Source organism: Bradyrhizobium sp. 521_C7_N1_3, from assembly GCF_052075975.1.
Classification (GTDB): Bacteria; Pseudomonadota; Alphaproteobacteria; order Rhizobiales; family Xanthobacteraceae; genus Bradyrhizobium; species Bradyrhizobium japonicum.
The window spans coordinates 4,190,795-4,212,397 of the sequence record NZ_CP197232.1; the positions used below are offsets into that span (position 1 = coordinate 4,190,795).

Here is a 21,603-nt window from a genome sequence, read left to right on the forward strand (position 1 = left end):
CAAATTGGCGCCTACCAGGAAAGCCCGGGCCGCGACCGGCGCGAAAAAGACAAAGGCCAAGAGCTCTAAAAGCAAGAGCTCGAAAAGCCAGAGCTCAAAGAGCAAGAGCTCGTCGCGTTCTGCGGTCTCGTCCTCATCGCCGCTTGGCATGCTGGCGCTGCATCTGCGCGAGCAGTGGGAGAAGTCCGGCCGCGACGGCCTCGTCTTCCTCTGCGACAATGAGAACAGGGCGGAGCGGCTGGGCGGCGTGATCCACGCGCTCGACCCTTCGGTCGACGTGCTGGTGTTCCCGCGACTGAACAATCTGCCATTCGATGGTCTGGAGCCGTCGCGCGAGATCGCGGGCAGGCGGAGCTCGGTGTTGCGGCGCCTTGCCAAGGCAAGGAAGCCGGTCTTCCTAGTGTCGACCGCAGAAGCCATCATGGAGCGGCTGCCGCTGCCGGCGAGCTGGTCAAAGACCAGCCTCAGCCTGAAAGTGGGCGCGGCCTATTCGGAAGCCGAGCTGGAGCGCCGTCTGGAAGCGCTCGGCTACGACCTCGACGAAGAGGCGGAATATCCGGGCGGCGTCTTGTTCCACGGCAAGACGTTCGAGGTGTTTCCCGCGGGCGCACTCGGTCCTTTCAGGATCGAACATTCCGACGGCGTTATCCGTAAGATCGTTGCCGTCGATCCGGTCGAGCATGAGGTCGTCTACGAGACCAGGGAATTGCTGATCGATCCGATGTCCGAACAGATTGCGCTCGGAGGCAAGCGCGGACAGCGGGCGACGCTGCCGGACTATTGCGCGCGCGCGCGGTGGATCGTGGATGCCGGCGTGCTGGGCCATGCCGATAGCTGGCTGGGCACCATCGAGGAGGCCGCCGGCCGCAGGGATGCGGAGCGCGAGTATCTCGGACGGGCGGACTGGAAGCGGCTGAAGAAGCGCATCAGCGTGCTTCCGCAAAAATCGGCCTTCACGCCGACGCCCGATTTCTCGAAGGCCTCTTCGCCGAGAAAAATCCTCCGCGCATTTATCGACGACATGCAACGCGCGGGCTCGCGGGTGCTGTTCGTCGCGGCCGTCGAGGATGACCTTCGCGCGATGGAGCGGATGAGCGGCATCAAGGCGGAGCGCTGCGCCGATTGGAGCGAGGCGACGGAGGGACGGGATCGCGAAACGGCGTTCCTGGCCGACTTCGATGCCGGCTTCGTCGGGGCCGGCCGCAAGCCTCTCGTCATCGTCACTGCGTCCGACGTACTCGGCAGCAGAGCCCATCATCCGCAGCCTATGGCGAGAGCCTGGACGGCAGCGTTCGATCATCCCGACGTCCCGGAGCGCGGCGCGGCGGTGGTCCATTTGCAGCGCGGGCTCGCTCTGCTCGACGGCTTGCAGACCCTTGCTATGGGGACGGGATCGCGGCGCGAGATGGTCAGGCTTGCGTTCGCGGGAGACAACGCCGTTCTCGTGCCGCCGGCCGATCTTGCCTTGATCTGGCCGTATGCAGCCGAGCCCGGCAAGCTGGCACGGGACAAGGCGGACGGAAGCACCTGGTGGGCGCGACGGACCGAGGCCGAGGCGGAGATTCAGGTCGCCGCCAAGGCGCTCGCAAAGCACATCAGCCAGCGCCACCGTCGCCGCGCGCCGAAGCTGGTCGCACCCGGGCCACTCTATGAAAGGTTCGTTGCGCGTTTTCCGTATTTCCCGACCGTCGATCAGGCGAAGGCCATCCAGGACGTGCTCGATGATCTCGCGGCAGGTCATCCCATGGACAGGGTGGTGTGCGGCGACGTCGGGTTTGGAAAGACCGAGGTCGCGTTGCGCGCGGCAGCCGCCGTGGCGCTGTCCGGGAAACAGGTGGCGATCGCGGTGCCGACCACGGTCCTGGCGCGGCAGCATGTCGAAACCTTCCGCAAGCGCTTCGGTCCTCTCGGTATCGACGTCGGAAGCCTGTCGCGAGCGACCTCCGGCCCGGAGACGCGAGGGATCAAAGAGGGCCTGCGAAGCGGCAGGCTGAAAGTCGTTGTCGGCACGCAGGCGCTCTCTGCAAAGGATGTGAAGTTCGCCGATCTCGGCCTCGTCATCATCGACGAAGAGCAGCACTTCGGAGCGGCGGAGAAGGCGAAGCTTTCAGGGCTGGCAAAGAATGCCCATACGCTCTGGATGAGCGCGACGCCCATTCCGCGCACGCTCGCTGCTGGCCTTGCGGGCTTCCGGGATCTCAGTGTGATCGCGACGCCGCCGGTTCACCGGCTTCCGATCGTGACCAAGATCGCTCCGCTTTCGGATGCGGCCATTGCCGGAGCATTGCTCCGCGAACGGCGTCGGCATGGACAGAGTTTTCTGATCTGCCCGCGCATCCAGGATCTGGAGCCGATGCTGGCGCGCGTGCAATCATTGGCGCCAGACCTCCGCATCGTCTGCCTTCATGGCAAGATGCCCGTCGACGACCTCGACGACCGCATGATGAGTTTTGTCGATGGCGAGGCGGACGTCCTTCTGGCGACCAACATCGTGGAAAGCGGTCTCGATATCCCGCGCGCGAATACCATCGTGGTGTGCTGGCCCGAAAAGTTCGGCCTCGCACAACTCCATCAGCTCAGGGGGCGGGTGGGACGCGGCGGAACGCGCGCCTTCGCCTATCTGCTGACGGAGTCGACCTCGGAACAGTCCGAGAAGCGTTTGGCCGTCCTCGAGGAGTTCAGCAAGCCCGGCGCCGGCTTTGCCATCAGCGAGCGCGACCTGGACCTCAGGGGCGCCGGCGATCTGTTTTCCGAACAGCAGTCCGGGCACGTGCAGGTGTTCGGGCCGGTGCTCTACAGTCATCTCCTGAAGCTCGCCTCGGAAAGAGTGAACGACTCGGGCGCCTTTCTGTGGGTGCCCGATCTCAATCTGCCTGTCGGCGACATGTTGCCAGAAGGTTATGTGCAATCGGAAGCAATGCGGCTCGAGATCTATGGTCGCGCCGCCAGATGCCGGAGCGACGACGATCTGGAAGACCTGGAGGAGGAGACCTCGCGACGTTTCGGCAGGCTCCCGCCGGAGGCGCGCGATTTCTTTGCGGCCGCCAGGCTCCGGATCGATTGCAAGCGGCGTGGCATCGTCAGGCTCGATGTCGGGCCCGAGGCCGTTGCTGCCACTTTCCTCCCCGGGCGGCTGCGGAAATCCAGAGCGCGATCGCTCCAGCGCGACGGCGATCGCGTCGTCTGCGCCGCCCGCGGGCACGCGGACCCGTTCGGCCGGATCGAGGAATTCCTGGAGCTTCTGGACGAGTGAGGCAGGCGGGGCCTACTGCGGCTCGATTCCGGCTGCCTTGATGATCCGTCGCCATTTGCCGATCTCGGCCTTCAAGAAGGCTTCGAGCGCAGCCGGCGTCGCGCGCTCGGCCTCGACCGGAGCCATGCTGAGCTCGGCAAAGCGGCTGATCAAAGCAGGGTCTTTGAGCGCCGTCTGGAGCGCGCCGACGAGTTGGTCGATCACGGGCTTTGGCGTGCCGCGCGGCGCGTAGAGGCCATACCAGGTCGTCACATCGAATTCGGGAACGCCGGCCTCGGCCGAGGTCGGTACGCCAGGCAGCGTCGCCACACGCGTCTTGCTGGTGATCGCGTAGCCCTTGATCGTGTTCGACTGGATGTAGGGCGTCGGTCCCGTCGCGGGATCGCAATAGACGTCGATATGGCCGGCGATGACGTCGTTCAGCGCGGGCCCGCCGCCCTTATAGTAGATTTGCGAGAGTTTCGTATCGGTGGTGCTCATGAACATCAGGCCGCAGAGCTGCGAGGCCGAGCCGAGACCGACATTGCCGAAAGTCATCTTGTCGCCTTCGCTCCGGATGCGCGCGATCATCTCGCCGAGATCCTTGGCCGGGAAATTCGGCCGGGCCACCAGGATCATCGGTACGTCCGTGACGAGCCCGATCATAGCGAAGTCGCCGACGGGATCGAACGGCAGTTTTGCGTAGAGCGCGGGCGCAGTGGCCTGGCCGACATGCATCAGGAGCAGCGTGTAGCCATCAGGCGCGGCCTTGGCGACGCGGTTGGTGCCGAGTGTGCCGCCGGCGCCGACGACATTCTCGATGACGATGGACTGCTTCAGCGTCGCGCTCATGGCGTTGCCGAGAATTCGCGCGATGACGTCGCCGGGGCCGCCGGCGGAGAACGGCACGATCATCGTGACCGGGCGGGTGGGGTAGTCGTCTGCGGTTGCCGCGCCGCAGGGCAAGAGCAGGAGACACAGGATCAGCGATCGTACCAGAGACAACATCGAACACTCCCTGAATTCTTGTTTTTCTAGTCGTCGGAGGGCGTCGCCTCCTTGGCGGCGTTTCGTTCAATCATGTCGAGCGCGGCCACCGCAGCCGCATTGATGTGATCGACGCAGCAGCGCTCGGCGAGATCCGGATCGCCGTTCTGGATCGCGCGCCAGATCGCGGTGACTTCGCGCAGGCTCTTGTTGATCCGTTTCGGCTGCGACATCGACGTGATCCGCAACAGTTGGATCCGGTCATGCAGCGGCTTGAGCATGCGCTCGATGAAGGCGTTGCGGCAGCCGCCGATCAGCGCGGCGTAGAAGTCGGTCTTGGCTTCGAGGCTCCCGACGAGGTCCTGCTTGGCTGCGGCCGCCTTCAGCCGTGCCAGGGCTTCCCCGATCCGTCGAGCCACTTCCGGATCGTGGAGTCTGGCGCATTCGCGACCGGCGAAACCTTCGAGCACCGCGCGCGCCGCGTAGAGTTGCCGGGCTTCTTCGAGGCTGATCGTGGAGACCACGGGGCCGCGGTGCGGGACGATGTTGACGAGGCCGTCGGCTTCGAGGGCCCGCAGCGCTTCGCGGATCGAGGGCCGGCTGACGCCCATCATCTCGCAGAGCTCGCGCTCGACCAGGCGCTGGCCGGGCTTGAGTGTTCCGGACATGATCGCCTCGCGCAGCTTTTGCGCGACCATCGCCCGGACGGTCGGGACGTCCTCGATGCGGAGTGTCGACTGCAATTCGCTACGTCTTTCCATGTCCGGACCCTGGTTGGGAAAAGTCAGTACCGGTTTACAGGCAGAATCATCATTTCGGCAATTTGAACGTGCGCGGGCTGGTCCAGGGCGAAGACGATCGAACGGGCAATATCGGCAGGCTCGAGCGCCATCCTGAACTGGTCGAAATAGTCCTTTTCCTTCTGCCTGTCGCCGCGGTAGCGGGTCAGGATGATGTTGGTCCGGGTCAGGCCTGGCTGGAGTTCGGTGACCCGGATCGCGGTTTCCGCCAGCTCGCCCCGCAGCGTCTCGGTGAACATGTGCACGCCCGCCTTGCTGGTGCTGTAGGCGGCCATATCGGGGACGATCCGGACCGCGTTGATGGAGCTGATGTTGACGACATGGCCGGCGTTGCGCCTGACCATGTCGGGCAGGATCGCGCGGGTGACGCGCATCAGGCCGATCAGATTGGTCTGGATGATGTTGGACCAGTCGTCGGCGGAGCCGGCATCGAACCGCGTCCGCCCACCGATATCGTGCCCGGCGTTGTTGATGAGGACGTCGACCGGCTTGAACTGCGCAGGAATAGCGTCCGGCAGGCGATCCACGGCCTGCCCATCGCTAATGTCGAGCTGGATCGGAAACACCGCGTCGCCCGCCGTGGACGCGAGTTCCTGAAGCGCCTTGGCGTCGCGATCGACCAGCACGACGCGGCGGCCGCTTTCCAGCAAGGCCTTGGTGATGGCGCGTCCCATGCCGCCGGCGGCACCCGTTAGCACGACGCTTTGGCCCGATTGTTCAGTCATCGCAACACTCCCAATGCTTTCATGCGACTGACCAGCCGCCGTCGATCGGCAGGCTGGCGCCGGTGATATCGTTTGCCGCGGGCCCACAGAGAAAGACGACCATGGCGGCGACCGCATTCATTTCGACGAAACGCTGCGTCGGCTGGCGCTCGCCGAGATATTCCTTGGTCACGTCGTCGACCGGACGGCCGCTGTTCGACGCGATCGTTGCGATCTTGTTCAGGATCGCGGGCGTCGGCAGCGTGCCCGGGCAGAGCGTGTTGCAGGTGATGCCGCTCCGCGCCGTCTCGATCGCCACCGCACGGGTCATGCCCAAAATCGCAGTCTTGGTGGTGACGTAGTCGATGCGATCCTCGACCGCGCGGCTCGAATAGATCGAGCCCATGTTCATGATCCGGCCCCAGCCGCGCTGCTTCATGGCCGGCAGCGCCAGGCGGATCAAATGGAACGGCGCCGACAGGTTGACGGCCAGCGCCTGCTCCCAGCGATCGGGCGGAAACTGCTCGATCGCGGAGAAATGCCTGACCACGGCGTTGTTGACGAGGATATCGATGGCACCGCAGCGGGCGAGCAGATCGGCCATCATGGCCTCGATCGCCTCGCGCTGGGCGAGATCGGCGCCGGCCGAGACGACCTCGACGCCGAAGCGGGCGCGGAGATCATCCGCGGCCTGCTTCGGCGCGACGAGATCATGAAGGACGATATTGGCGCCAGCGCCGGCAAGGCCTTCCGCGACGGCGAGGCCAAGGCCCGCGGTCGCACCGGTCACGAGTGCCCATTTGCCCTTCATCGTCGTCACGCTCCGTTATTTCTTGTCGAGCTCGGCGAAGACTTCCTTCGCGTTCCGGAACGCATCCACGCCGGCCGGCACGCCGCAATAGATCGCGACCTGCATGAAGACCTCGCGGATCTCCTCCTTGGTGGCGCCGTTGGCGAGCGCGCCGCGGACATGGGTCTTCAGCTCGTGCGGGCGGTTGAGCGCGCAGAGCATCGCCAGATTGAGGAAGCTGCGCGTCTTGCGCGTCAGGCCGTCGCGGCCCCAGACGTAGCCCCAGCAATACTCCGTTGTGAGGTCCTGCATCGGACGGTTGAACTCGTCCGCGGACGCGATCGCCTTATCGACGAACTCGTTGCCGAGCACGCTCTTGCGGATTTCGAGCCCGCGGTCGTAGGTCGCCTTGTCCATGGTGTTCTCCGTTTCTCGTTCGGACGTTGTCAGTTCTTAGGTGAGTTCTCAGTTCAGTTTTTGGGCCAGAACGGCTGCGCCAGCGCGAGCTGGGGCGGGAACACCGTCACCGGCACGCCGGACTGCCACTGCACGATGGTCATGCCGGCGCCGACGCGGCGGCCCTTCTCGTCGAACTTGATCTCGCCCAGCGGATAATATTTCGAGGGGCCGGCATCCATGGTGCGCAGCGCCTCGCCGACGGCGACGCGGTCGGCCTTGCCCGCCTTCTCGAGCGCGTCCTTGATCACCCACATGTCGCCATAGGTGGAGATCGCGTTCTGCGTCATCCACGGCTCCTTGTAGCGGGTCTTCAATTCGGCGATCAGGGCCTCGTGGCCCTTGGCGCCCCAGCTCGCGACGCAGGTCAGTACGCCCTGGAGCAGTTCGGGGCTCACGGTTTGCAGCATGTCGGGCTCGGCGATCGCGATGCCGAACGAGATGGTCGGAATCTTGCCCTGGCCGAGGCCGAACTCGTTCATCTTCTCGAGCAGCAGCTTTGCGTCCGAGATCACCGTCGGCAGGAAGAACAGCAGATCGGGTTTCGCCGAACGGATTTTCTGCACCAGCGACGTCGCATCGGCCAGCGGCGGCGTGAACGTCTCGTCGACGATCAGCTGCAACTGGTTCTCCGCCAGCAGGCCCTCGCGCATCGCCTTTGCGGAGGCGATCGAGGCCCCCGTGTTGTCGGTCAGGATCGCGACCGTCTTCGGCCGCTTGCCTGAGGCCGTCTCCGCCAGCTTGATGATCTGGGGCAACGCCTGCCGTGCCTGCGAACCTGCTGTGGCCGCGGTCTGGAACACGTATTTGAAGCCGCGGTCGGTGATCAGGTCGGAATAGGAGAGGGTGAGGACGGGCAGGCTGGCGCGCTCGGTGACTTCGGTCACCGCGAGCGTGAACGAGGACAGGTATGCGCCGCTGGCCGCAACCAGATCGGTCTCCTGCGCCACCATGCGCTGGGCGGCGTTCTTGGCCTTTTCCGTGGTGTCGCCGGAATCGAGCACGACCAGCTTCAGCTTGGCGCCGCCGAGCGCCTTGATGCCGCCTTGCGCGTTGATGTGGTCGACCGCCATCTCGGCGCCTTCGCGCATCACCGTTCCCGGGCGGGCGTAGAGGCCGGAGATCGGCACCAGCAGGCCGACCTTTACCTCGGAAGGTTGCTGCGCCCAGGCGCGGGATGCGATCAGCGTGCCGGACGCACCGGCAAGCAATGTTCGCCGCGAGATCGTGAACTTGTTCTTTGCAGTCATGATAATTCTCCTCCCTGAAAAATCTCGCGACGCTTTATGATTTCTTCGGCCAGAACGGCTGTGCCTGCGCGAGTTCGGGCGGATAGACGGTGACAGGCACGCCCGATTGCCATTGCACGATGACGACGCCAGCGCCGACGCGACGGCCCTTCTCGTCGAATTTGAGCTGACCGCCCGGATAGTATTTCGACGGGCCGGCATCCATGGTGCGGAACGCCAGTGCGACCGAATTGCGGTCGGCCTTGCCGGCCTTCTCCAGCGCTTCCTTCATCAGCCACATGTCGCCGTAGGTCGAGATGACGTTCTGCGTCATCCAGGGCTCCTTGTATTTGGCCTTGAGCTCGGCGATCAGGGCCTCGTGACCCTTCGAGCCCCAGTTGGCGACGATGGTCATGATGCCCTGCACGGTCTCCGGGCTCACGCTCTGGAGCATGTCCGGCTCGGCGATGGTGATGCTGAAGGACACCGTCGGGATCTTGCCCTGGCCGAGACCGAACTCGCTGATCTTCTCCAGCCCCAGCTTGGCATCCGACACTGCATTCGGCATGAACAGGAGCAAATCGGGCTTGGCCGAGCGGACTTTCTGGATCAGCGGCGTGGCATCCGACAGCGGCGGGGTCCAGACTTCCTCGACGACGAGCTGGAGGCCTTCCTGTGCGAGCAGTTTTTCCTTGAGCGCTTTGGCTGTGGCGACTGATGTTGCGGTGTTGTCCATCAGCATCGACACGGTCTTGGGCTTCTTGCCCGACGCGTTCTCGGCGAGCTTCATCAGCGTCGGCAGGCCGAGCTCGGACTGACGGCTCGCGGTCGCGGCGGTCTGGAAGATGTATTTGAAGCCGCGGTCGGTCAGCAGGTCCGAATAGGACAGTGTCAGCACCGGCAGTTCGGCGCGCTCGGTCACCTCGGTGACGGCAAGGGTGAAGGAGGAGAGATAAGAGCCGGTGGCGGCGACCAGATCGGGCTCCTGCGCCACCATGCGTTGCGCCGCGTTCTTGGCCTTCTCGGTGGTGTCGCCGCAGTCGATCACGACCAGCTTCAGCTTGGCGCCGCCGAGGGCCTTGATGCCTCCTTGCGCGTTGATGTGCTCGATGCCCATCTCGGCGCCCATCTTCATCACCTGGCCGGGGCGGGTGTAGATGCCCGATAGCGGGACGATCAGTCCGACCTTGACCTCACTAGGCGCCTGCGCACGTGCCACGCCGGCGAGGCCCACGGCGGCGGCGCCGGACAGCACGGTCCGGCGCGTGAGTCCGTTCGATGTCCTGCCCTTCGATGTCTTGTTCATTTTGTTTCTCCCTGCTCTTTGTTTTTGTTCGTCACATGCCGAGATAGGCTTTGCGCACGCGGTCATCGGCGCGCAGCGTGTCGTTGTTGCCTTCGAGCACGACGTGCCCGGCTTCGAGGACGTAGCCGTGGTCGGCGGACTCCAGTGCCTCCGCCACGCGCTGCTCGACCAGCAGCATGGTCAGCCCGGACTGACGCCGGATATCGATCAGCCGCTCGAAGATGAAGTCCGCGGTCGACGGCGCGAGCCCCATCGAAGGCTCGTCCAGCATCAGCAGCTTCGGCGATGAGGCGAGGCCGCGGCCGATCGCGAGCATCTGCTGCTGGCCGCCGGACATCGTACCGGCGAACTGATTGCGGCGTTCCTTCAGTACCGGCAGCCATTCGAAGATGCGCTCGATGTTGGCCTGCCAGTCGCGCCGGCCGCTTTCGGTCATCGCACCCATTTCGAGGTTCTCCATCACCGTCAGCGACGGGAACACCTGACGGCCCTCGGGGACATGGGCGATGCCGAGATGGGCGCGCTGCGGCGGCGGCACTGCGAGCAGATCGACGCCGTCGAACGTAATTGCTCCGCCACTCGGCCTCACGATGCCGGAGATCGTCTTGAACAGGGTGGTCTTGCCGGCGCCGTTAGGCCCGACGATCGCAACGAACTGGCCCGCGCCGACATTGATCGACACGTCGTTCAGGACGGGCTTGGCCGAATAGCCCGCGCTCAATCCCTCAATTCGCAGCATGGCCCACCCACTTCTTGCCGAGATAGGCCTCGATCACCCGGTTGTCGCGCGTCACCACTTCCGGCAGGCCCTCGGTGATGACGGCGCCGTGGTCGAGCACGAGGAACCTGTCCACCAGGCGCACCATCGCCTGCATGGTGTGCTCGATGATGGCGATGGTCATGCCGTCGCGTGCGAGCTGCTGGATCACGGCGACGACCTCGTCCGCCTCGCCATGGCCGAGGCCCGCGAGCGTCTCGTCGAGCAGCAGGATGCGCGGTTGGCCAGCAATCGCACGGGCCAGCTCCATCAGCCGCAGCTCCTTGGTCGAAAGCTCGCCGGCGACGCGATCGGCCACGGCCGAGAGCCCGACGCGGGCGACCGCGTCGGCGGCAAGCTTGCGTGCCTCCGCGTCGGAGCGGGCGCGCACATAGGCGCCGACCACGACATTGTCGAGGATCGACATGCGCAGGAATGGTCGCATCACCTGGAAGGTGCGTCCGATGCCGGCCTCGCAGATCGTGTGCGGCCGCTGGCCGGACATGTTGCGGCCGTCGATCAACACCTCGCCCTCGCTCGGCTTCAGAAAGCCGTTGAGGAGGTTGAACAGCGTGGTCTTGCCGGCCCCGTTCGGACCGATGATGCCGAGGATCTCGTTCTTGTGCAGCTTGAAGCTGACGTTCTGAACGGCTTTGAGTCCGCCAAAGGAACGCGAGAGGTCGCGAACCTCGAGCACCACTTCGCCGGTGGCCGCACGCTGCCGCGCGGCGGGCTTCAGCGCCGTGACGTTGGCGGCGGCCGCTTCCGGAGTGTCGCTAGCCGGGGCCTTGGATGCATTTCGCTTGCGCAGGAGATCGCGCAGTTTCCAGAACAGGCCTTCCGGCGCGAGCAGGATGACACACACGATGGCCAGGCCGAAGATGACGCCCTGAATGCCGGGGATGCGCGCACCGGCCTCGGCGTGCAGGATCTCGGCGAGTGGAATCAGGATCACGGAGCCGATGACCGGGCCCCAGACCGTGCCGACGCCGCCGAACATCGCGACCGTCAATGCCTGCGCCGACACCAGCATGCCGAACACCGATTGCGGGGTCACGACCAGCAGCACCTGCACATAGAACCCGCCGATGGCGGCGGCGATCGCGCCGCTCAGCGTGATCGCGCGCAGCTTCCAGGCCAGCGTGTTGATTCCGGCCGCTTCTGCCGCAGCCTCGTTCTGCTTGATAGCGAGCAGCGCCATGCCGAAGCGGGATCGCTCGATCACCTGCGTCAGCACGATGGTGGCAAGCATGATGGCGAGCCCCAGCAGCGTGTAGATGTGGGGATCGGAGAACTGCATATAGGCGATCGGCGCGTCGCGCTTGATCGGAAGCGTCACCTCCTGGAAGCCGAGCCACTCGAACACGTAGAGAATGGCGAGCGGGTAGGCGAGCATCGCGAGCGCAAAGTAGTGGCCCTGGAGGCGGAAGGTCGGAAATCCGATCAATAGCCCGGCGATGCCGCCGAGCATGGCGGCGACCGGGATCAGCAGCCAGGGGGAGATATCGAAATAAATCTGCCCGAGCGCGGTCGCATAGGCGCCGATCCCGAAGAAGGCGGCGTGGCCGAACGAGATCAGCCCGGTATAGCCGCTCAGCAAATTCCAGGACAGGCCGAACACCGCCCACACTGGCACCAGCGTCAGGATGAGCTGGTAATAGGAGTTGGTGACGCCGAGCGAGATCCCGGCGTAAGCGAGCGTGAAGAGCAGGGGAGGCAGCAGTGAACGCATCCGCAGCATGGTCACGTCCTCTCGACCATGCGCCCGAAGAAACCTTGCGGACGGAAGAAGATGATGAGGAGGAACACGGCGAAGATCGCGGCGTTCTGCAATTGCGTCGGCAGGATCAGCGTCGACATCTGCTGCACGAGGCCGATCGTCATGCCGCCCCAGAAGGCGCCGATGATGCTGCCCATGCCGCCGAGCACGACGCCGGCATACATGACGATGACGTATTCGAGGCCGACGAAGGGATGAAACGGATAGTTGGTCGCGAGCAGGCCACCGGCAATCGCGGTGATGCCGCAGCCGAGCGCGAAGGCGGTGCGATGCGCGCGGTCGACGTCAATGCCCATATAGGTCGCGGCGGTCGGATTGTCGGCGGCGGCGCGGAGCGATTTGCCGATCCGCGTCCGCGTGATCAGTAGCGAAAGCAGGATCATGATCGCCAGCGAGACGATCGCATCGATGCTGCGGGCCTTGTTGAGGAAGATGCTCGTGTCGAAGAAGGGGCCGAGCTCCCAGGCCGAGCTCGACAGCGGCGTGCGGATCGAGGCCAGCACCGAGCCGAACACGATGAGGCCGCCGTTCTGCAGGATCAGGGCGATGCCTAGCGTGAGGATGAGCTGGGCGTAATGGCCTTCACCTTCCAGCGAGGCGGTACGGGTACCCGAGACGTGCGAGATCAGTGTCCGATGGACGAAATAGCCGAACACGGCGAGCACGGGCCCGGCCAGCAGGATGGCGACGAACGGCCCGATCGCATTGCCGAACACCGCCTGCACGCCGGCCGCGGTGAAGAGATAGAAGGCGGTATACATGCCGAGCATCATGAAATCGCCATGGGCGAAGTTGATGACGCGCATGACGCCGAAGATCAGGCCGAGCCCGACGCACATCAGGCCGTAGACGGCGCCGATCAAAAGGCCCGCAGCGAGCGCTTGAAAGAAACCTTCCATCAGCCCCGCCTCCGCGCGGCGCGAGCGCCGGCTGGCTGGCGATTGTGCGCCGTCGGCGCTGCTAGGCTGGTCTCCCGGTCGACCATGTTTCCCCCGTATTGCTTGGCATTTCTTATGATGCCGATCGTAAAACTCGTTCCGGCGCATCCAAACGACACAGCGCGGCGATGTCGCCGGCATTGCCGAGCTGCTCGCAGCCGTCGATGAGTTGCTCGAGCCGGTGCGCGCGGTCCTCGCCAAGAATTCTGGTGGCGGCGGCGCGGAAGCGCGCACGAATATCTGAAGGCGTTGCGGCGATGACGTCGGGCAAAGCGTGCCGGATGGTCCGGCCGGCGCGCAGATGCACGGTCACCTCCGCGCCCTGCTTGCCGGGGAAGGCGGCGGTGAAGCCGGGATCTGCCCTGAGATCGGTAACTGAGACCAAGCGGATGATGTCGGCATCATCGAGTTCGGAATAGTTCTCTTCCTCGATCTCGCCCCGCGCCAGCGTGGCAGCGACGCTGAAGGGAATGCTCATCTTGGCCTGGAGCGCATTGCGATAGGGGCCTATCGAGTCGCAGCCGGGATAACGAACGGCGGCATCGGGTGCGTGAATGATGACGCGGTCGATCTCCTCAGTGCTGGCAAGCTCATCCGAGACGCGAAGCGCTGCTTGGGCCGCGGTCTGCGCGAAATTGCAGGCCGGGACCGGCTTGTTGTAGACGGCCATGATCTCGCTCTCGCCATCGGGGAAGAGCGTGATGCTGTCGGGCGCGGCCTGGCGTCGATAGGCGGCGAACAGGCCGGCTTCGCCCTCCAATATGGTTTCCGAGCCGAACGCGCCGGCCGCGGCAAGACCGACCGCCTTGATCGCGTTGCTGGCCGAAAAGCCCGGATGAAAATACATGTCGGAGCCGCCGGCATGCGGCCACTCGTTCAGCCCGCTGGACGTATTGGCCGCGATCGCGACGGCGCTGGTCGCGGCGTCCTCGGACAGGCCGAGCGCGAAGCTTCCCGCCAGCGCCGCACCCGGAGGTGCGACCAGCCCCGTCGGGCGATAGAGGCGTGCGAGGTCGGAGGTCAGGAGCGCGCGGCCGATCCGCGCGCCGGTCTCATAGCCGATGATGGCGGCCGAGAGCAGTTTGGCTCCGTGCAGCGGCGTCTGCTCCGACAGCGCGAGCAGCGTCGGCCAGATCACGACGCCATGGTGCGCGATGCTGGCCGCATGCATGTCCTCGCGGACGAGGCCGTGTCCCATCACGGCGTTGGCGAAGGCGGCATCGGCGGGTGAGGACAGCTGCGAGGTGCCGATGATCGTTGCGCTGCCGCCGGCCTGCGCGATCCCAACCGCCTGACGGCTCCAGGGATGATGGCCGGCCTCGAAGGCGCAGGACAAGAAGTCCAGCAGGCAGAGCTTTGCCTTCGCGACGACCTCCGGCCCGAAATCTCCGAGATCGAGCGCAAGCACGCTCCGCGCCATCTGGCGCGCGAGCGAGACCTTGCCTGATCCGGTCGGGCCGATCGTCATCGCAATCGCTCTCCCTGAAGGCTTGCGTGATCAGCCGCGCATCTCGACCCCGGCCCATTCCTCGAGCACCTTGGCAATCGAGGTGAAGTCGGACGACGCGCCATACTTGGCGTTGGTGATCGCGAGCATCTGCCGCACCACCGCGCCGCAGACCATCGGCACGCCCATGGCCTCGGCCTCATCGACACAGAGACGGACGTCCTTGTAGGAGAGGCCGGTGGCGAAGCCGAAATCGAAGGTGCCGGGCAGCACCGCACGGGGGAATTTGTCTTCGGACGCGCTGTTGCGGCCGCTGCTGGCGTTGATGATGTCGATCAGCACCTTGGCGTTGACGCCGCCTTTGACGCCCATCGCGACGGCCTCGGACGTGATCACCAGCGCCGCGGCCGCCATTAGATTGTTGGCGAGCTTGGCCGTCTGTGCCACGCCGGGCTTGTCGCCGGTGTAGAACAGCTTGCCGAAATTCTTCAGGATCGGCTGCACGGTCTCGTAGGTCGCCTGCGGGCAGGAGACCATCACGGCCAGCGTGCCGTTGACGGCGCCCTTGATGCCGCCGCTCACGGGTGCATCGACCAGCGTCATGCCTTTGGCCTTCAGGCCTTCCGCAACGATCTTTGCCGCGCCGGGACCGGAGGTCGAGAGATCAATGACGATCTTGGCGCGGCTGCCGCTGCTGATGCCGTCTTGTCCGAGTGTGACGGCCTTGACGATGTCGGGCGTCGGTAGGCTGGCGAGCACGATGTCGGCGCGGGAGGCGACATCGGCCGGCGATTTGCCAGCTTGCGCGCCGCGCTTGACCAGCGGCTGTACCGCCTCGGTCTGCGTGTCATAGACGACGAGCGAATAGCCCGCGTCGATCAATCGCCCCGCCATGGGGCCGCCCATGCGGCCCGTGCCGATTACGCCGAGAATCTCTCCCGCCATTGTCTACTCCCTGTCGCGCGACCCGTGACGGGCGCGCCTTCTTGATCTCGTTGGTCAAACGCTTTCGCCGGCCGGCCTTCTCGGCCGCCGTCGTCGTGGCGGCGGGATCCCGCGCCAACGGGCCGGATTGTTATGATTGTCAGACAAGCTGTCAAGCATAACATTTAGGGTCGACAGTTTGCCGCGGATCGTCATAAGGTCCGGGAAAACGAGGAAGACGCCCCGCGTGCCGCAAGCTTCAATTCCGAGTGTGAGCAAGACGCTCGCCGATTTCGTCGCGTCCTCGTCGTGGGCGGACGTGGAGGCGCAGAGCCCTGAGGCGAAGCGATCGATCCTCAATTTCTTTGCGACCGCGCTCGGCTCCGCACGCGATCCGGTGGTCACGGCCGCGATGCGCACGCTGGCGCCGTTCAGCGGCGCCGCGACATCGACAATCATCGGCCATTCGCAGTCCATGGACGCGCTGTGCGCGTCGTTTCTCAATGCCATCTCGGCGAATCTGCTCGACTTCGACGACACGCACCCTGAAACGATCATCCATCCGGCCGCGCCGGTCGCCGCGCCGATATTGGCGTTAGCTGAGACGCGCAAGCTGACGGGGCGCGCGGTGCTGACGGCGTTCGTCCTCGGCGTGGATGTGGAATGCCGCATCGGCAACGCTGTCTCGCCGCGCCATTACGCCCGTGGCTGGCACATCACCTCGACCTGCGGGATTTTTGGCGCCGCGGCGGCGTGCGCGAAGCTGTTGGGGCTACCAGCGGAAGGGATTGCGAACGCGATCGGACTTGCGGCGAGCCAGTCGGCCGGCAATGTCGAGAATCTGCCAAGCGCCGCCAAGAATGTCAGCGTGGGCAATGCCGCGCGCAACGGGTTGTTCGCCGCACTGCTCGCGCAGCAGGGCTACGAGGCTGCGCCCCGCGCCATCGAAGGTCCGCTCGGCTGGGCGCGCACCATGGGGGATGAGCCGGATCTCGCCCGCATGCTCGATGGCCCCGGCAAGACCTGGGAGATCGCGAAGAACACCTACAAGCCCTATCCCGCCGGCATCGTGTTCCATTCGGTCATCGACGCCTGCCTGCTGTTGCGCGAACGAATTGGCCGACGCGTTGATCAGATCGAGTCGGTGACAGTGCAGGGCTCGGCACTGCTGCTCGCGCGCGGCGACCGCCCGGTCAACAACGAGCGCGACGCGCGCGTCAGCATCCATCATTGTGCAGCTTGCGGGCTGTTGCTCGGCGCGGCCGGTGTGGCCGAGTTCGCGCAGGAGACCGTGGGCCGGCCCGATATCGCGCGGCTGCGGCAGAAGGTGAGGGCGGAGCTTGATGCTCAGATGCCCGATGGCGCTGCGCGCGTCACCTTGCGCCTGTCGTCTGGTGAAATTCTCACAGAGACCGTGACTTCGCCGCGCGGCAGCCGGGCTGCGCCGCTTTCAGACCGCGAGATCGAAGAGAAGCTGCGCGAAGGCGTGAGGACCGGTCGAAGTGACTGGGACGCGGACCGCGTCATCGATGCAGTCTGGCGGCTCGATGCAGCGGACGACCTCGCCACGCTGCTGCAATCACTGCGGCCGCCATCGGCGTCGCGCCAAACAATTTCCAACTAGAATCTCTCAAGACCGGAAAGGGACGATCATGAGCAAGACCGAACTGTTCGAAAAGGGCCTCAAAGTTCGTAAAGAGGTGCTCGGCGAGGACTACGTCAACAAGTCGATCGCCGGTGCCGACGAGTTCACGCGCACGATGGCGGAGTGGTCGACCGAGTTCTGCTGGGGCGCGCTGTGGACGCGGCCCGGCGTCGACCGCCGCACGCGCTCGATCGTCAATCTGGCGATGCTGGGCGCACTGAACCGCCCGCACGAACTGAAGCTGCACGTCAAGGGCGCCCTGAAGAACGGGCTGACCAAGGAGGAGATCAAGGAGATCCTGCTCCAGGTTGCGGTCTATTGCGGCGTTCCCGCCGGTATCGACGCCTTCCGCAACGCGCGCGAGGCCTTCAACGAGGTCGATGCGGGCTCGTGAGCCCGCTTGATTGGAAGCCCCATGGCCGATCCGGAATATGAGCTCTTCGCCATCCGCTATGCAACGCGGGATGCGCAGCGGAGCGAGCACTTCATCGGCGGCGACCCGCATGATGGGCCGATGCCGATGGATTATTTCATGTGGCTGGCGAGGGGAGGTGGCCGCACCTTCGTCATCGACACCGGGTTCAACGCCGAAATCGCAAAGCAGCGCAGGCGAACATTCCTGCGCTGCCCGGTGGAGACGCTTGCCGCGTTCGATGTCGACGTGGCCGACGCCAAGGATGTGATCCTCACGCATCTGCACTACGATCACGCCGGCAATTTCGACCGGTTTCCGAATGCGCGGTTTCATCTTCAGGAGCGCGAGCTCGCCTACGCCACCGGGCGCTATATGCAGTATCCGAGGCTGTCGCATTCCTTCGAGGTCGAGGACGTCTGCGGGATCGTGCGGCTGAACTATGCGCGCCGGGTGCTGTTCTACGACGGCGACGCCGAGATCGCGCCCGGACTGACGGTCCACGCGTCGGGCGGGCATTCAGCCGGCCTTCAGTTCGTCCGCGTCAACACGCGCCGCGGCCCGGTCGTGCTCGCCTCGGACGTCAGTCATTTCTACGAGAACATGACGAGCGAGCGTCCGTTCACGACGGCATTTCACGTCGGTGACATGCTGGTGGGCTTTGACAAGCTGCGAGCCGCAGCGCCGGACGCGGACCACATCGTTCCCGGCCACGATCCGCTCGTCATGAAGCTCTACCCGGCGCCAAGCCCGGATTTGGAGGGCGTCGCGGTTCGTCTTGACGTGGCGCCGTCCAGGGCGGCGCATTCCCAGGACGTTGGGTAGGGCGTAGCGTAACCTAAGCTAGAAAAAATCGATTTTCGATTTTCTGTTGACCCGTGGCCGCCGCCTTGCAATCATCCGACCATGGGTCCGCTTCAATTCCAGTTGTCCGGAAGCCCCGGGGATGGTCCGCGCAGCCTGACGTCGGCGCTGCACGAACGTCTGCGCGCTGACATCCTGGCGACGCGGCTGCCTCCGGGCCAGAAGCTGCATATCGCGGGGCTCGCCAAACAGTTTTCCGTGAGCCTCGCCGCGGTGCGCGAGGCGCTGTCGCGACTTGTCGCGGACGGGCTCGTACAGGCGTCGGACCAGCGTGGCTTTCGCGTGAGCCCGGTGTCGCTCGCCGATCTCGCCGACGTGACGCAGACCCGGATCGACATCGAGGGGCTTGCGCTCCGTCGCTCGATCGAGCGGGGCGATGAGGCCTGGCTCGAATCGGTGAAATCCGCCTGGGCGGATTTGAAGGCCGTTCCCCATCGCTATCCCGACGATCCGACCGTGCACTACGAGGAGTGGGTGGTCCGTCACCGCATCTTCCATCGCGCGTTGGTCAACGCGTGCGGCTCGCCATGGCTGCTCGGCTTCCGCGACGTGCTGCACGAGCAGAGCGAGCGATATCGCCGCCTTTCGATCCGCCGCGAGGCCGGTGGCAAGCCGCGCAACGTCGAAGCCGAACACAAGGCGATCGTCGCCGCCGTGATCAGGCGCGATGCGGATGCGGCAGTTCGCGCGTTGTCAAAGCACTTCGGCATCACCAAAGAATTCGTCGAGCTCGCCGCCTCTCGCATTGCGGAGGTGAGCCGTACGACCTGACGATCCGGAAAAATCCGGCACACAAAAAACAGAGACCGGGAGGAAGCCAATAATGAAGATCAATCACGCGCTGATGTCGCTGATCGCCGCCGCAATTCTGGCGGGGCCTGCGAGCGCCGCCGACACCATCCGCGTCGGCCTGCCGACGAAGACCTATTGGCCGACGACGATCGCCGAGACGGCGGTGCGGCAGAAACTGTTCGAGAAGGAAGGCATTCAGGCCGAGCTCACGATCTACCGCAGCGGCGCGGAGACGTTCGAGGGCATGGCTGCGGGCGCGGCCGACATCATTCTCGATCCGCCGTCGCTGGTCTCCGCCGGACGCAAGAAGGGCGTGATGTCGCGGATCGTCGCCAATGCCGCGATGGGCAATTTCGGCTGGCAATTGATGGTCCCGACCAAGTCGACACTCGACGTCAAGGACCTCAACGGCAAGAAGGTGGCGATCACCGCGGCCGGCTCCGGCTCCGACCTGCTCGCGCTGTGGACCATCCAGGACAAGAAGATCGATTTTACGCGCGTTCCCGTCGGCGGCGGTGGCCTGGTGCCAAACCTGCTGGCCGGCAACGTCGAGGCGGCCGTGGTCTATTCGCCGCTGAGCTTCCAGATCTCGAAGTCCGGCGAGGCCAAGACCATCCTCGATTACGCGACCGCGGTTCCGCCGAACCTCACCGCAGGCTGGATCGTGCTCGACAAATTCGCCGAGGCCAAGCCCCAGATGGTGCAGAAGGCGGTGAACGCCCTCTACGGCGCGGTCGCGTTCATGCGCGCCAACCGCGACGTCACCGTCAAGCTGATCGCCGAGCTCTATGAAATGCCGCCGGAGATCGCGGGCCTGGAGTACGACAACACCATCATGAAGCTCGAGACCAGCGGCGACATGGGCGCGGCCAACGTCAATGCGGCCGTGCAGCTCTCGCTCGACCTCGCCAAGCTCGGCGGGCTCAAGGACATCGTGCCGGTCGAGGACGTGATCTCGGCCAAGTTCAAGCCCGTCCCGACCAAGCCGTAACGATGCAAAGCACGTTCATCATCAACCTTGCGCGGATCGCGATCATCATCGCGGTCCTGGCGCTGTGGGAGGTGCTGTCGCGCACCGGCGTCGTCAATCCGCGACTGCTGCCGTCGGCGTCCGATACGTTTGCAACGCTCGGCGATCTCCTGCAGCGCGCGGCGGTGCAGAAGGATCTGATGGTGACCGCGACCGAGGTGCTGGCCGCGTTCGCGCTGGCCGTGCCGTTCGGTGCGGTGATCGGCTTCCTGGTCGCGGAGAACCGCTACTTTGCGGACGTGGCCAAGCCGCTTTTGTTCTTTGCCTTCAGCATCCCGAAGTCGATCTTCCTGCCGATGTTTATCTTGGTGTTCGGCGTCGGTTTTGCCCAGAAGGTGGGATTCGGCTTCTTCTCGACGATCTTCATCGTGATCATGTCGACCACCACGGCGGTGGAATCGGTCAAGGTCGAGCATTTGACGGTGGCGCGCTCCTATGGCGCAACGCCATGGCAGACGGCGTTCCGGGTCCATCTGCCAAGCATGCTGCCGGTGCTGCTAGAGGCGTTGCGGATCTCCATGATCTTCAACCTCACCGGCGTGATTTTGGCCGAGATGTACGCCTCGCGTGATGGCATCGGTCACCAGATCGCGACCTGGGGCGAGAACTTCCAGATGAAGCAGCTCCTCGCCGGCGTCGTGATGGTCGCCGCGATCGCCATGACCTTCAACGAACTTGTCAGATGGGTGGAAACGCGATGCAGCCATTGGCGAACGTGACCCCGTTGAAGCCCGCCGCGCGGGCCGGCGCGATCGAGGTGAAGAATGTCGGCCAGGTCTTCAAGACAAGGTCGCAGGACGTCGTCGCGCTGGAGGATGTCTCGCTCGAGGTCAAGCCCGGCCGCTTCGTCGTGCTGGTCGGCCCGAGCGGCTGCGGCAAGTCGACCCTTCTGATGATGATGGCGGGTCTGCGCCAGCAGACCTCCGGCACGATCACCATCAGCGGCGCGCCGATCCTGCAGCCCGACCCCGACCGGGTCGGCGTGGTGTTCCAGGAGGCGAGCCTGTTTCCCTGGCTGACGGCGGAGGACAATGTCGAATTTCCGCTGGCGCTGCGGGGCGTGCCGAAGGCCGAGCGCCGCGCCAAGGCGCAGGATGCGCTCAAGCTGGTCGGCCTCGACGGCTTCGGCAGGCGTCATCCCCACGAATTGTCCGGCGGCATGAAGCAGCGCGTCTCGATCGCGCGCGGGCTGGTGCAGGACCCGCCGGTGCTGCTGATGGACGAGCCGTTCGCCGCCCTCGACGAGCAGACGCGCATGACCATGGGCGACGAGCTGCTACGGATCTGGGCCGCGACTGGCAAGACGGTCGTCTTCGTCACGCACAGCCTCACCGAAGCTGTCTATCTCGCCGACGAGGTAATCGTGATGTCGGCGCGGCCCGGCCGCATCGTCGACCATCTCCAGGTCCAGCTGCCGCGGCCCCGCACCTACGAGATGCTGAGCGGGGACGCCTTTGGCGCGCTGCGCGACCGCATCTGGCGGCACATCCGCAAATCGGCGTGAGGTGGA

General features: G+C 65.0%; 20 protein-coding genes. 8 read left to right on the forward strand and 12 right to left on the reverse strand.

All coding sequences use genetic code 11. The annotated features are described in order from the left end of the window. The first annotated feature begins 148 nt into the window (after positions 1–148). Positions 149–3,253, forward strand: a complete 3,105-nt coding sequence (locus tag AB7008_RS19180; protein WP_304493627.1) for a DEAD/DEAH box helicase — start codon at positions 149–151, stop codon at positions 3,251–3,253. 12 nt (positions 3,254–3,265) lie between these two features. Here AB7008_RS19180 and AB7008_RS19185 read toward each other — a convergent pair whose 3' ends face one another. The 12 genes from AB7008_RS19185 to AB7008_RS19240 form a co-directional block, all read right to left on the reverse strand. Next, entirely contained in the window at positions 3,266–4,240 is a 975-nt protein-coding gene (locus AB7008_RS19185) for a tripartite tricarboxylate transporter substrate-binding protein (protein ID WP_304493628.1), read from the reverse strand. A 26-nt stretch (positions 4,241–4,266) separates the two neighbouring features. Next, positions 4,267–4,980: a GntR family transcriptional regulator gene (locus AB7008_RS19190; RefSeq protein WP_014496470.1), complete on the reverse strand. Its 714-nt coding sequence runs from the start codon at positions 4,978–4,980 to the stop codon at positions 4,267–4,269. 23 nt (positions 4,981–5,003) lie between these two features. After that, positions 5,004–5,744 carry an SDR family oxidoreductase gene (locus AB7008_RS19195; RefSeq protein WP_028155745.1) on the reverse strand — a complete coding sequence of 247 codons (741 nt, stop codon included), beginning with the start codon at positions 5,742–5,744 and terminating at the stop codon, positions 5,004–5,006. 19 nt (positions 5,745–5,763) lie between these two features. Continuing rightward, positions 5,764–6,534 carry an SDR family oxidoreductase gene (locus tag AB7008_RS19200; protein ID WP_304494160.1) on the reverse strand — a complete coding sequence of 257 codons (771 nt, stop codon included), beginning with the start codon at positions 6,532–6,534 and terminating at the stop codon, positions 5,764–5,766. Between the two features lie 15 nt (positions 6,535–6,549). Beyond that, positions 6,550–6,930, reverse strand: coding sequence for a carboxymuconolactone decarboxylase family protein (locus AB7008_RS19205; protein ID WP_014496467.1), 381 nt, complete (start codon positions 6,928–6,930; stop codon positions 6,550–6,552). Between the two features lie 53 nt (positions 6,931–6,983). Beyond that, entirely contained in the window at positions 6,984–8,219 is a 1,236-nt protein-coding gene (locus tag AB7008_RS19210) for an ABC transporter substrate-binding protein (RefSeq protein ID WP_304493629.1), read from the reverse strand. 34 nt (positions 8,220–8,253) lie between these two features. After that, entirely contained in the window at positions 8,254–9,504 is a 1,251-nt protein-coding gene (locus AB7008_RS19215) for an ABC transporter substrate-binding protein (protein ID WP_441259298.1), read from the reverse strand. Between the two features lie 31 nt (positions 9,505–9,535). After that, complete coding sequence (locus AB7008_RS19220; protein WP_304493630.1) at positions 9,536–10,243, reverse strand: ABC transporter ATP-binding protein; 708 nt, start codon at positions 10,241–10,243, stop codon at positions 9,536–9,538. Beyond that, positions 10,230–12,002: a branched-chain amino acid ABC transporter ATP-binding protein/permease gene (locus AB7008_RS19225; RefSeq protein ID WP_304493631.1), complete on the reverse strand. Its 1,773-nt coding sequence runs from the start codon at positions 12,000–12,002 to the stop codon at positions 10,230–10,232. Before AB7008_RS19225 ends, AB7008_RS19220 begins: the two co-directional genes overlap by 14 nt. Before the next feature lie 2 nt (positions 12,003–12,004). After that, the gene (locus AB7008_RS19230) at positions 12,005–12,940 is read right to left on the reverse strand and encodes a branched-chain amino acid ABC transporter permease (protein ID WP_441259299.1); all 936 of its coding nucleotides are present in this window, start codon (positions 12,938–12,940) and stop codon (positions 12,005–12,007) included. Positions 12,941–13,052: 112 nt separating this feature from the next. Continuing rightward, a complete protein-coding gene (locus AB7008_RS19235) occupies positions 13,053–14,447 on the reverse strand; it encodes an MmgE/PrpD family protein (RefSeq protein WP_441259300.1) in 1,395 nt (464 codons plus the stop codon). 30 nt (positions 14,448–14,477) lie between these two features. Next, the gene (locus tag AB7008_RS19240) at positions 14,478–15,371 is read right to left on the reverse strand and encodes an NAD(P)-dependent oxidoreductase (RefSeq protein WP_304493634.1); all 894 of its coding nucleotides are present in this window, start codon (positions 15,369–15,371) and stop codon (positions 14,478–14,480) included. A gap of 226 nt (positions 15,372–15,597) precedes the next feature. Between AB7008_RS19240 and AB7008_RS19245 the strand changes: the two genes are divergently transcribed. The 7 genes from AB7008_RS19245 to AB7008_RS19275 all read left to right on the forward strand — a co-directional run bounded on the left by AB7008_RS19245 (position 15,598) and on the right by AB7008_RS19275 (position 21,597). Continuing rightward, entirely contained in the window at positions 15,598–16,974 is a 1,377-nt protein-coding gene (locus tag AB7008_RS19245) for an MmgE/PrpD family protein (protein WP_304494641.1), read from the forward strand. Between the two features lie 28 nt (positions 16,975–17,002). Continuing rightward, the gene (locus tag AB7008_RS19250) at positions 17,003–17,389 is read left to right on the forward strand and encodes a carboxymuconolactone decarboxylase family protein (RefSeq protein ID WP_027575101.1); all 387 of its coding nucleotides are present in this window, start codon (positions 17,003–17,005) and stop codon (positions 17,387–17,389) included. 21 nt (positions 17,390–17,410) lie between these two features. Further along, positions 17,411–18,232 carry an N-acyl homoserine lactonase family protein gene (locus tag AB7008_RS19255; protein WP_441259301.1) on the forward strand — a complete coding sequence of 274 codons (822 nt, stop codon included), beginning with the start codon at positions 17,411–17,413 and terminating at the stop codon, positions 18,230–18,232. Between the two features lie 81 nt (positions 18,233–18,313). Further along, positions 18,314–19,042 (forward strand): GntR family transcriptional regulator, encoded by a 729-nt coding sequence (locus tag AB7008_RS19260; RefSeq protein WP_028155754.1) that lies wholly within the window; start codon positions 18,314–18,316, stop codon positions 19,040–19,042. A 52-nt stretch (positions 19,043–19,094) separates the two neighbouring features. Further along, the gene (locus tag AB7008_RS19265) at positions 19,095–20,054 is read left to right on the forward strand and encodes an ABC transporter substrate-binding protein (RefSeq protein ID WP_039150588.1); all 960 of its coding nucleotides are present in this window, start codon (positions 19,095–19,097) and stop codon (positions 20,052–20,054) included. Positions 20,055–20,056: 2 nt separating this feature from the next. Then, positions 20,057–20,812 (forward strand): ABC transporter permease, encoded by a 756-nt coding sequence (locus AB7008_RS19270; protein WP_441259302.1) that lies wholly within the window; start codon positions 20,057–20,059, stop codon positions 20,810–20,812. Beyond that, positions 20,791–21,597: an ABC transporter ATP-binding protein gene (locus tag AB7008_RS19275; protein WP_041956016.1), complete on the forward strand. Its 807-nt coding sequence runs from the start codon at positions 20,791–20,793 to the stop codon at positions 21,595–21,597. The genes AB7008_RS19270 and AB7008_RS19275 overlap by 22 nt, the downstream gene beginning before the upstream one ends. The last annotated feature ends 6 nt before the right edge of the window (positions 21,598–21,603 follow it).

Excerpts from the sequence above, each read along its gene's own strand:
- AB7008_RS19180 (WP_304493627.1), top strand. The coding sequence starts at position 149 with ATGCTGGCGCTGCATCTGCGCGAGCAGTGGGAGAAGTCCGGCCGCGAC.
- AB7008_RS19185 (WP_304493628.1), bottom strand. The coding sequence starts at position 4,240 with ATGTTGTCTCTGGTACGATCGCTGATCCTGTGTCTCCTGCTCTTGCCC.
- AB7008_RS19190 (WP_014496470.1), bottom strand. The coding sequence starts at position 4,980 with ATGGAAAGACGTAGCGAATTGCAGTCGACACTCCGCATCGAGGACGTC.
- AB7008_RS19195 (WP_028155745.1), bottom strand. The coding sequence starts at position 5,744 with ATGACTGAACAATCGGGCCAAAGCGTCGTGCTAACGGGTGCCGCCGGC.
- AB7008_RS19200 (WP_304494160.1), bottom strand. The coding sequence starts at position 6,534 with ATGAAGGGCAAATGGGCACTCGTGACCGGTGCGACCGCGGGCCTTGGC.
- AB7008_RS19205 (WP_014496467.1), bottom strand. The coding sequence starts at position 6,930 with ATGGACAAGGCGACCTACGACCGCGGGCTCGAAATCCGCAAGAGCGTG.
- AB7008_RS19210 (WP_304493629.1), bottom strand. The coding sequence starts at position 8,219 with ATGACTGCAAAGAACAAGTTCACGATCTCGCGGCGAACATTGCTTGCC.
- AB7008_RS19215 (WP_441259298.1), bottom strand. The coding sequence starts at position 9,504 with ATGAACAAGACATCGAAGGGCAGGACATCGAACGGACTCACGCGCCGG.
- AB7008_RS19220 (WP_304493630.1), bottom strand. The coding sequence starts at position 10,243 with ATGCTGCGAATTGAGGGATTGAGCGCGGGCTATTCGGCCAAGCCCGTC.
- AB7008_RS19225 (WP_304493631.1), bottom strand. The coding sequence starts at position 12,002 with ATGCTGCGGATGCGTTCACTGCTGCCTCCCCTGCTCTTCACGCTCGCT.
- AB7008_RS19230 (WP_441259299.1), bottom strand. The coding sequence starts at position 12,940 with ATGGAAGGTTTCTTTCAAGCGCTCGCTGCGGGCCTTTTGATCGGCGCC.
- AB7008_RS19235 (WP_441259300.1), bottom strand. The coding sequence starts at position 14,447 with ATGACGATCGGCCCGACCGGATCAGGCAAGGTCTCGCTCGCGCGCCAG.
- AB7008_RS19240 (WP_304493634.1), bottom strand. The coding sequence starts at position 15,371 with ATGGCGGGAGAGATTCTCGGCGTAATCGGCACGGGCCGCATGGGCGGC.
- AB7008_RS19250 (WP_027575101.1), top strand. The coding sequence starts at position 17,003 with ATGAGCAAGACCGAACTGTTCGAAAAGGGCCTCAAAGTTCGTAAAGAG.
- AB7008_RS19255 (WP_441259301.1), top strand. The coding sequence starts at position 17,411 with ATGGCCGATCCGGAATATGAGCTCTTCGCCATCCGCTATGCAACGCGG.
- AB7008_RS19260 (WP_028155754.1), top strand. The coding sequence starts at position 18,314 with ATGGGTCCGCTTCAATTCCAGTTGTCCGGAAGCCCCGGGGATGGTCCG.
- AB7008_RS19265 (WP_039150588.1), top strand. The coding sequence starts at position 19,095 with ATGAAGATCAATCACGCGCTGATGTCGCTGATCGCCGCCGCAATTCTG.
- AB7008_RS19270 (WP_441259302.1), top strand. The coding sequence starts at position 20,057 with ATGCAAAGCACGTTCATCATCAACCTTGCGCGGATCGCGATCATCATC.
- AB7008_RS19275 (WP_041956016.1), top strand. The coding sequence starts at position 20,791 with ATGCAGCCATTGGCGAACGTGACCCCGTTGAAGCCCGCCGCGCGGGCC.